Origin of the sequence: Alcanivorax sp., from assembly GCF_014762765.1 — a bacterium.
In the GTDB taxonomy this organism is placed as follows: domain Bacteria; phylum Pseudomonadota; class Gammaproteobacteria; order Pseudomonadales; family Alcanivoracaceae; genus Alcanivorax.
Genome location: NZ_JABURH010000107.1, coordinates 1 through 8475, shown reverse-complemented (window position 1 = coordinate 8475; position 8475 = coordinate 1). Strand labels below are relative to the sequence as shown.

Annotated in this window: 9 protein-coding genes; 4 read left to right on the top strand and 5 right to left on the bottom strand. The window is 60.8% G+C overall.

Going from position 1 to position 8475, the window contains the following annotated elements; translation table 11 throughout:
• The 5 genes from HUJ17_RS06425 to HUJ17_RS06405 all read right to left on the bottom strand — a co-directional run.
• The coding region (locus HUJ17_RS06425; RefSeq protein WP_290509911.1) for a hypothetical protein at window positions 1-2066 on the bottom strand (2066 nt) is incomplete at its 3' end.
• Window positions 2063-2590: a DUF4150 domain-containing protein gene (locus HUJ17_RS06420; protein WP_290509910.1), complete on the bottom strand. Its 528-nt coding sequence runs from the start codon at window positions 2588-2590 to the stop codon at window positions 2063-2065. The genes HUJ17_RS06425 and HUJ17_RS06420, both read right to left, overlap by 4 nt.
• Window positions 2583-3707, bottom strand: coding sequence for a hypothetical protein (locus HUJ17_RS06415; protein ID WP_290509909.1), 1125 nt, complete (start codon window positions 3705-3707; stop codon window positions 2583-2585). The genes HUJ17_RS06420 and HUJ17_RS06415 overlap by 8 nt, the downstream gene beginning before the upstream one ends.
• Window positions 3708-3713: 6 nt before the next feature.
• The gene (locus tag HUJ17_RS06410; protein ID WP_290509908.1) at window positions 3714-4154 is read right to left on the bottom strand and encodes a hypothetical protein; all 441 of its coding nucleotides are present in this window, start codon (window positions 4152-4154) and stop codon (window positions 3714-3716) included.
• A 113-nt stretch (window positions 4155-4267) separates the two neighbouring features.
• Window positions 4268-5029, bottom strand: a complete 762-nt coding sequence (locus HUJ17_RS06405) for an NRDE family protein (protein WP_290509907.1) — start codon at window positions 5027-5029, stop codon at window positions 4268-4270.
• Between the two features lie 105 nt (window positions 5030-5134).
• Here HUJ17_RS06405 and HUJ17_RS06400 point away from each other — a divergent pair, with 105 nt between their 5' ends.
• The 4 genes from HUJ17_RS06400 to HUJ17_RS06385 all read left to right on the top strand — a co-directional run bounded on the left by HUJ17_RS06400 (window position 5135) and on the right by HUJ17_RS06385 (window position 8184).
• Window positions 5135-5938 carry a sulfite exporter TauE/SafE family protein gene (locus HUJ17_RS06400; RefSeq protein ID WP_290509906.1) on the top strand — a complete coding sequence of 268 codons (804 nt, stop codon included), beginning with the start codon at window positions 5135-5137 and terminating at the stop codon, window positions 5936-5938.
• 5 nt (window positions 5939-5943) lie between these two features.
• A complete protein-coding gene (gene lgt, locus HUJ17_RS06395; protein ID WP_290509905.1) occupies window positions 5944-6756 on the top strand; it encodes a prolipoprotein diacylglyceryl transferase in 813 nt (270 codons plus the stop codon).
• Window positions 6753-7586 (top strand): thymidylate synthase, encoded by an 834-nt coding sequence (locus HUJ17_RS06390; protein WP_290509904.1) that lies wholly within the window; start codon window positions 6753-6755, stop codon window positions 7584-7586. Before lgt ends, HUJ17_RS06390 begins: the two co-directional genes overlap by 4 nt.
• Before the next feature lie 88 nt (window positions 7587-7674).
• Window positions 7675-8184, top strand: coding sequence for a dihydrofolate reductase (locus HUJ17_RS06385; protein WP_290509903.1), 510 nt, complete (start codon window positions 7675-7677; stop codon window positions 8182-8184).
• Window positions 8185-8475 lie beyond the last annotated feature (291 nt).

Below are 8475 nucleotides of genomic sequence, written 5' to 3'. Positions count from 1 at the left end.
TCAAACAGAGCGACTCTGCCGGGCGCATCCAGGCCACCCTGGCGGACAATGCTGCGACGTTCCTGGCGTTTCAGGCCGTTGAAGGTGGCCTCTGCCTCAATAATGATTTTGCCTTCGGGGATAGTTTGCCCTTCCTTTACCAGTCGCAGACCGCGTAGATCCTTTTCTCCGCTGGCTTTGGTCAGCCTTATGAGCATGTCTACCTGCTCGGTACTCTTTTGCTCTAAGGCTTTCTGCCACTGCTGCTGGAAGTGAAAAAGCAGGCAGGCCAGGGTGGTGCTGGCCTGGGCTCTCACCTTTTTCAGATAATCGAAGGCACTCAAGTCATCGTCATGGCTTTCCTCTTCTCCGGAGAACAAAGCGGCAAAGGCGGAGGCCCGAAAGTTGCTACCCTGTGGTGGGGAAAAGATGTTTTCTTCACGGGTGTCCGGTTGGTAGTCTTGCTCCAGAGGGATCTGTCCTGGGCTTGGGAAGAGCGCACTATGCAGAGGGTGTCGCTCTGCAAGAAGAGACGCGAGCCAGGTCTGGATAGGATCGTTGTCCGGCTGATAATCCGGGTCCGGGTTAGCGTCGTAGTTGCTGTCGATGACTGACGGATCCGGACCTGCACCGCTGAGGATACCGTTGATGCTGGCCCAGAGGACACTGTAGTCCGGCGTGGTGTGTGGGCTGTCCCAGTCGGCCACTTGGAGGTGCTGGTTCTGGTCGGGAACGGGTAGCCAGGCAAGGTCCAGGAGGGCCTGTGGACAACTGACCAGTAGTGGCTGATCGCTGTTAGCCGGGCTGCCATCGGCAAGGTTTCCCTCCAGCCAGTGGACCAGTGCCTGGCGCAGGCTGCGGATGTGTTGGCGCAGTTCGCGGCGCTCTTCAACGCGAAGAATCTTTTCCAGTTCGCCGCGATCGATGCGTGAGGCTGCCGCGCGAAGGTTGCGGGCGTGTGGGCTTTTATCGTCGTATCTTCGACCTCGCCTGGTTTGGCTCCATTCATGAAGTTCTTCATTGAAGAGTAACTGGTAGGCATAGAGGGCACTCTTGCCGTGCTCTTCCTTGTCGATGGCGTTGGGGTTGATGCAGGAGTTTGGATCTGCGTCTGCCAGGTCGGGAAGATCTGGATCACCTTCTATGGATGCCAGGTGGCTTTTCAGCTCCTCGGTATGTAGCTGGATCAGGCCCACCATGTTGTTGGCAATCCCCAGCGGGTCCTGCAGGGCCGCCACCGGCAGGTTGTCCTGAATATCTGCGCGGCTCAATTGGGGCAGGGCCAGCAGCCCGTTTTCGTCGGGCTGGTTGTAGTGGTTGTTGGCTTGCCAGGCACCGATCAGGGCCGTTTGTTTGAGGGTGTCCGGCGAGCCCTGGCCATCGAAACTATTCACATTTAACAGCGTGGTCCGCTGCAGGCGCAGGGCGTGGTCCACGTTGTCGCGATGCCACCGGTAGGGGGCGTGTTCCGGCAAGTCGCGCAGGTAACGGGGGTCTTCATCGGCCAGGCCGCCGAGGATTTCGATCAGGGCCCAGCTCCAGGGGATTTCCGAGAAGGCGATTTGCAGTAGTACCGGGCCGCCATTGAGGCGGTGGGGGACGGTGATGGCGCCGATTTCGGTTTCCATGCCGTCGTCCGGTGGGCGCTGGTCGCAGCCCTGGTACTTGGCCAGGTTGATGTCGCGGAAGGTGTTGCCGTCATCGCTGACCACCAGTTCCCGCCACAGGTAGCCACCGACAAAAATATACAGTCTGCCGTTGTCGCGAAGGGGGGCAAGATGCAGGCCTTCCGGATCCGCAAAGCGCACGGGTTTGATGTGGCCGAGGGCGGTGAGGGCGTCTGTGCTGGTGTCGTCCCGGACTACAGGCAGCCCCTGACCCAGTGGCACCAGATACAGGTTGTCGCTGTCTTTGCTCAGATAGCCGCTTTCTTTCAGGCCTTTTGCGACCGCGTCAGGGTAGCGGGTGCGGTTGTCGTTGAATTCCAGGAACAGTTCCGAGGCGTCTTCTCCGTTGACGTAGAAAGAGGCGATGGTTCTGTTGCCGACGGTTTCATTGTCGGCCAGGAAGCGGGTTTGGGCGTTCATTTCACCCTCCGGCGCAGGCGTACGAAGTGGCGACGACGGGGCTGGGCGGGAGCCTTGTTGTCCACGTCAAGACGATGGGTCGGTGCGATGGTTTGTTCTTCGGTTTCTTCCGCCGTGAGGCCCTGGGGCAATCCGGCGCCGGCCTGCTGGAGCGGGGCGGGTGCGGTGTTGCGCATGTTGGACACCATCATGTCGCTCTGGCGCACGGCGGGCTGGCCTTCCACGAAGACGTTGGGGGAGAAGGTGAGAAATTCCGCCTGCCCGGCAATGGTGCCGGACAGGATCCCGCCGCAGGTTCCCGCCATGTCGCCGCTGCTTTTGGCGAAGGTTGACGCCACATGGCAAACCGGATTGCCGTTGACCAGCACGGAGCTGGCGGTGCCAGCGGCATCAGTACTCATGGCCACGTTGTTGTAGGGAATGGGCTGACAGAAAGGCGGCGTCTTGCAGATATCCATGGTGACAAGGGTGCCACCGGAGCCGGCGTGAACAGCGGTGAGGCCGTTGATCAGGATATTACTCATGGCGGGTTCCTTCCATTGAACCGGGGTGTTGTGCGATGTCTTGTCGTTGATGATGCAGTTGCATGGCCAGGTGTTGCGGGCCATCGGGGCTGTCCAGCACCAGGGCGGTATCCGCCGGGCAGATGCGAAAGCGCAGCGCTTCACAGGCGGTGATCAGGCCAATTGGCAAGGTGGCTGCGCCACTATCGCCGATGGTGAGTGCCGGGCGCAGGATATGCAGTGGCGCTGGCAGGGTCGGTTGCGGTGCTTCTTTTTCCCCTTTGCGCATGGCCAGGTTGTCACGGTTGGAGAGACGCACTGGCCACAGGCTTGTCTGGGTAGAGTGCCAGCTGAGTTCATGGTCGCGGGTTTGTGCGCGCGCCAGTACCAGCCGATCAGGACGGGCAACGGTGTCATTGGCCGCAGCCTGCCGGGCGGCGGTGGCCAGGGCCTGGCCCTGTTGATGGGGGTGATCCGTTGCGGCAGCCGAGCTGCCAAGGCCGGTGCAGGTAATGTCGCCGGGTTGCAGGGTGTCGCTTGCTTCGAATCTCACCAGGGCGATGGCCTCCGAGAGGATCCGGCCGTGGCTCCAGCTATGGGTGCGTACGTCGTTAGTGGGTTGCCGTTCGTTCAGGGTTTCCTCATTAAGCAGACTGTCGAGCCCGAGCAGGGTGAGCGCGGTGAGGTTCCCTTGCTGCAGGTGTTGCCATTCTTCCACCAGTGCTTCGGGCAGGGTGCGGGGGCAGGTCACCCGTATTTCGCCGGCAGCGCATACTTCTGCCAGCCGATTGTGTAGCCAGGGGAGGAGGGACTGCTGTAGGCGCTCATAACGTGCCCGGTCCGGCGCCGGCAGGCAAAGCAGTATCCGGCTGTCCGTCAGGGCTGGGCCATTTTCGTCCAGCAGGGAATCCAGGGCCGGGATCAGGCGCTGGGGGTTGAACGGAGCCTCGTCGTGCTCAGAGGGGATTCGCCCCAGCATGACCGGGTCGGGGTTGCCGCTGTTGGGGTCTGGTATGCACAGGTTTCTGTCTGCCTGATACGCCGGTATGCCGGCCTGGCAGGCCCAATAGACCCCGGCCGGGTGAGTACCGGTGGGGGCGTTGAGCGCGTAGTGGCTGAGGCGGATGGCTGCGGGCATGAGCGGTCAGTTGAGTTCGATTCGGGCGCCAAGCAGGCGGTTGATGCCGTCAGCAATGGCGTGGATTTCCCGCCCATCAAGTAGCAGGGTGCCATCCGGACGCAGCTCTATCTGGGCGTCGCCGGTACGCAGTATCAGGCCTTTGGGGGCATCGAAGAGGAGCTGGCCATTGTCCAGTTCGGTGACCAGATCCGCGCCCGGGTGGCTATCCGCCAGGGGAACGATGCGGTCTGTGACCACTACCCCGATAGTGTCATCAAGCAGGCAAAGTACCCGGTCACCTTCTTGCAGAGTTGTGATGGTTTCGGCGACGTGACGGACCGGCTGCGGATTGTCGTGAGTCGGGGTGGTGACCAGAAGGGCGCCATCCTGGCAAATGATGGTGGCGATGTAAGGGGATGATGTGCCGGGCAACCGGTCCGCTGCCCGTAATGATGACGTGACCATGAGCCTCTCCTGCTTCCTTGCCGGATCAAAGCAGGGAACGCTAACAGGCCGCCCAGTGGAGATCTGTAGGAAATCGCTGACAGTTGTCGACAGTGAGAGCCGTTTAACGCAATTCAGCTACGTTGGATGCTCCCGTTGGCACTGCCGTCCGGCAGCCAGCCCTGTTCCAGCATGATCGGGCCGCTGTCGCGGTGCAGCTCGACCACGCTGCTGGCACGGGTGCCGTAGGTGGGGGACTGGATAAAGATCGGTGCTACCAGTCGTTCCAGATCCAGGCCGACGCCGGTATCGGGAAGTTCGCTGTCCGGGGGTTGGTAGTGATCGTTGACTACCCCCATAAGCTGTTCCGGACTGCTGCCAGCGGCGATGGCGTTGGCCAGGCGTTTTTTGGCGCGTTGTACCTTGGGCCAGGGATCGTCCAGCAGGCCGTTGCACAGGCCGTGAATGCCGGGGGTGACCGCTTGCGGGGCGGCGCCGCGGTTGCCCAGGTACCAGAGACTGTTCCCGGTGTTATTTGTGTTGACGGAGCCAACCAGCAGGTTGAAGGCGCCGTAGTGGTGTTGTTCTTCGGCCAGTTCCCGGCAGAACTGTTCCGGGGAGCTGCTGCCTTCCAGGAATGCCAGAGGCAGCAGCCCCCGGGAGCGTTCGCCGCTTTGCCGGTCGGCGATGGGCTCGCGGTAGTTGGTGACCACGGCGACACGGCCGTTGCGGTGGATGCCCAGCCAGGTGCCGCCGGCGGTCAGGTCCAGGCCACAGAAGATATCGCCACGCCAGCGGGCGGGCTCGGCGGGGCGGGCGTGGAATTCATCCCGGTTGGCAGCCATCCGCAGTGGGGTGAGAGAATCCGGTTGCCAGTCAAAAAGTACGATGCACATAGGGGGGTGTTCCCGTTGTTTTCGTGCAGCGTGACGCATTCAGCGTGCTGCGTTACACCGTGCTAGCATACCTGCCTTGCGAGTGATTGGCATAAGGGCCGGCCAATGTGGGAACTGTTTCTGATTTGCCTGGGTGTGGGTGTGGGCGCCGGTCTGCTGGCCGGGGCGCTGGGCCTGGGCGGTGGCGTGGTGATTGTGCCGGCCCTGATCTTTCTCTTTCACGGGCTCGGTTTTCCCGCTGATCTGGTGGCGAAGATGGCGGTGGCCACCTCCCTGAGCACGATCATGATTACCTCTATCAGCGCGGTGCGGACCCATCACAAGGCGGGCTTTGTGCGCTGGCCGGTGGTGTTGCGGCTGGGCGTGGGGATTGTGTTGGGGGCCTTCGCCGGGGCCTTTATCGCTGATGCCATGAAAGGGGAACTGCTGACCCGGTTGTTCGGTCTCTTTGCCATGGTGATTGCCTTGCAGATGGCGCTGACGGGCCGCAAGGCGCCGGACGGCAACCTGCCGGAACGGGTGCCCGGCGCCGCGGGGCTGGGTGTGGCTGGGGTGCTGATCGGTACCGGCTCTGCCATTTTCGGTATTGGCGGCGGCTCGTTGACGGTGCCGTTCCTGAGCTGGTGCCGGTTGAGAATGCAGGAAGCGGTGGCCATCGCGTCCGCCTGTGGTCTGCCTATCGCCATTGCCGGCACCCTGGGTTTTGCGGTGGCCGGCTGGCAGGAAACCCGCCTCCCTGAAGGGGCGCTGGGCTATGTGTTTTTGCCGGCAACAGCCGGTATAGTGCTCACCAGTTTTCCGTTCGCGCGACTGGCGGCGCGACTCAGCCACCGGCTGCCTTCAGCCATGCTGAAAAAGGTGTTCGCAGTGGTGTTGTTTGTCATCGGCCTCAGGCTGGTTTTGGGATAGGCATTATGGAATTTCCGCAGATTGATCCGGTGGCGATTGCCATTGGTCCCCTCAAGGTGCACTGGTACGGCCTGATGTACATGATCGGCTTTGCCGCCGCCTGGTTGCTGGGGGTGTATCGCGCCAAGCAACCGAACTCGGGCTGGACCAAGGACCAGGTGGGCGATCTGGTCTTCTACGGCGCCATGGGGGTGATCCTGGGTGGCCGGTTGGGTTATGTGCTGTTCTATAACTTCGGCAAGTTTCTGGATGATCCGATCTGGCTATTCAAGCTGTGGGACGGCGGCATGAGCTTCCACGGTGGCGCCATCGGCGTACTGGTGGCGTTCTGGCTGTTCGGACGCAAGACCAACAAGCGGTTTTTCCAGGTGGCGGATTTCATGGTACCCATGGTGCCGATCGGTCTGGCCACCGGTCGACTGGGTAATTTCATCAATGCAGAGCTGTGGGGCCGCACCAGTGATGCGCCCTGGGCCATGGTGTTCCCCACGGATCCGGATCGCCTGCCTCGGCACCCTTCCCAGCTGTACGAGTTTGCCCTGGAAGGGGTGCTGCTGTTTCTCGTGCTGTGGTTCTATTCGGCCAAGCCCCGGCCGGCCGGGGCGGTGACCGGGCTGTTCGGGGTTGGTTATGGTTTGGGCCGAACTTTTGTAGAATTTTTCCGTGAACCGGATGCTCACCTTGGTTACCTGAGCGGTGGCTGGCTGACCATGGGGATGTTGTTGAGCATCCCTATGATCATTCTCGGTGCCGCCATGATGGTGTGGGCCTACCGCCATGATGATCGTGCCGTTACCCCTTCCCGGAGTCGTTCATGAAGCAATATCTCGATCTGCTGCGCCACGTGCGTGAGCATGGCACCTTCAAGGAAGACCGTACCGGTACCGGTACCTATGCGGTGTTCGGTCACCAGATGCGTTTTGATCTGAGTGAAGGTTTTCCCATGGTCACCACCAAGAAGCTGCACCTTCGCTCCATCATTCACGAGCTGCTTTGGTTTCTCTCCGGTGACACCAATATCCGTTATCTGAAGGAAAACGGGGTGTCGATCTGGGATGGCTGGGCGACGCCGGACGGCGAGCTGGGCCCGGTGTATGGTGAGCAGTGGCGCAGCTGGAAAACCCACGACGGCCAGGTGATTGACCAGATCAGCGAGGTGCTGGCGGAGATCAAGCGCAACCCGGATTCCCGCCGCCTGGTGGTCAGTGCCTGGAATCCGGCGGTTCTGCCGGACCCGTCCATTTCCCCGGATGCCAATGCCGCCGCCGGCAAGCAGGCGCTGCCGCCGTGTCATTGTCTGTTCCAGTTTTATGTGGCGGACGGCAAGTTAAGCTGTCAGCTGTACCAGCGCAGCGGCGATATCTTTCTGGGCGTGCCGTTCAATATCGCTTCCTATGCGTTGCTGACGTTGATGATGGCGCAGGTCTGTGGTCTGGAGCCTGGCGATTTCGTGCATACCCTGGGTGATGCGCACCTGTATTCCAATCATCTGGAGCAGGCAGATACCCAGCTGGCCCGGGATCCGCGTCCGCTGCCCACCATGACGTTGAACCCGGAGGTAAAAGACCTGTTCGCTTTTACCTTTGACGATTTCACCTTGAGCGATTACGAGCCCCACGCCCATATCAAGGCGCCGGTGGCGATTTGAGACAAGTCTGGCGTCGGGTGTCTGACGTCAGATGACTAAACCTTTGCGTCCGACTTCCGACGTCAGACGTCCGACTGCAGATTTTACTATGTCCATTCGTCTTTCCCTGATGGTCGCCAAGGCCAGCAATAATGTGATCGGCCGCAATAACAAGCTGCCCTGGTATTTGCCCAACGACCTGAAGTACTTCAAGCAGGTCACCTTTGGCAAGCCAGTGATCATGGGCCGCAAAACCTGGGATTCTCTGGGCAAGCCGTTACCCGGCCGCACCAATATCGTCATCACCCGCCAGCCGGATTTTCAGGCAGAAGGCGCCAAGGTGGTGGCGACGCTGGAAGAGGCGGTGACCATGGCGGAAAACGTGGCCTTCATCGAAGGGCAGGACGAGGCAGTGGTGATGGGGGGCTCAGAGATTTATGCGCTGGCCCTGCCGAAAACGGACCGACTCTATCTCACCGAAGTGCATGCGGAGGTCGACGGCGATACCTGGTTCCCGGAGTACGACACCTCCGAATGGAAAGAGATTGGCCGGGAAGATTTTCCCGCAGAAGGGCCGAATCCCTACGATTATTCCTTCGTGGTCTACGAGCGGAAATAGGGACGAGCTACGCTCGGTGGGATAGGGAAAAGGCTAAAAATTTCCTGGCCCCGTCATTTCTACGAAGCCGCTGTAGGAGCACCTCTTGAGGTGCGAACCGCGCTTGCGCGGAAATCGACCGTAGGGCGATCAGGAATTTCAGAGCGTGCCAAGTTTTCTCAGTGTAAGGGCGAATCTGGCTGATTGGTGCCACGCCGCGGTTCGCACCTCAAGCGGTGCTCCTACAAATTCATCCCCTCGGCTCGATCAACACTTCACTCTTCACCGACTGGGCGATAAAGCACTTCTCGT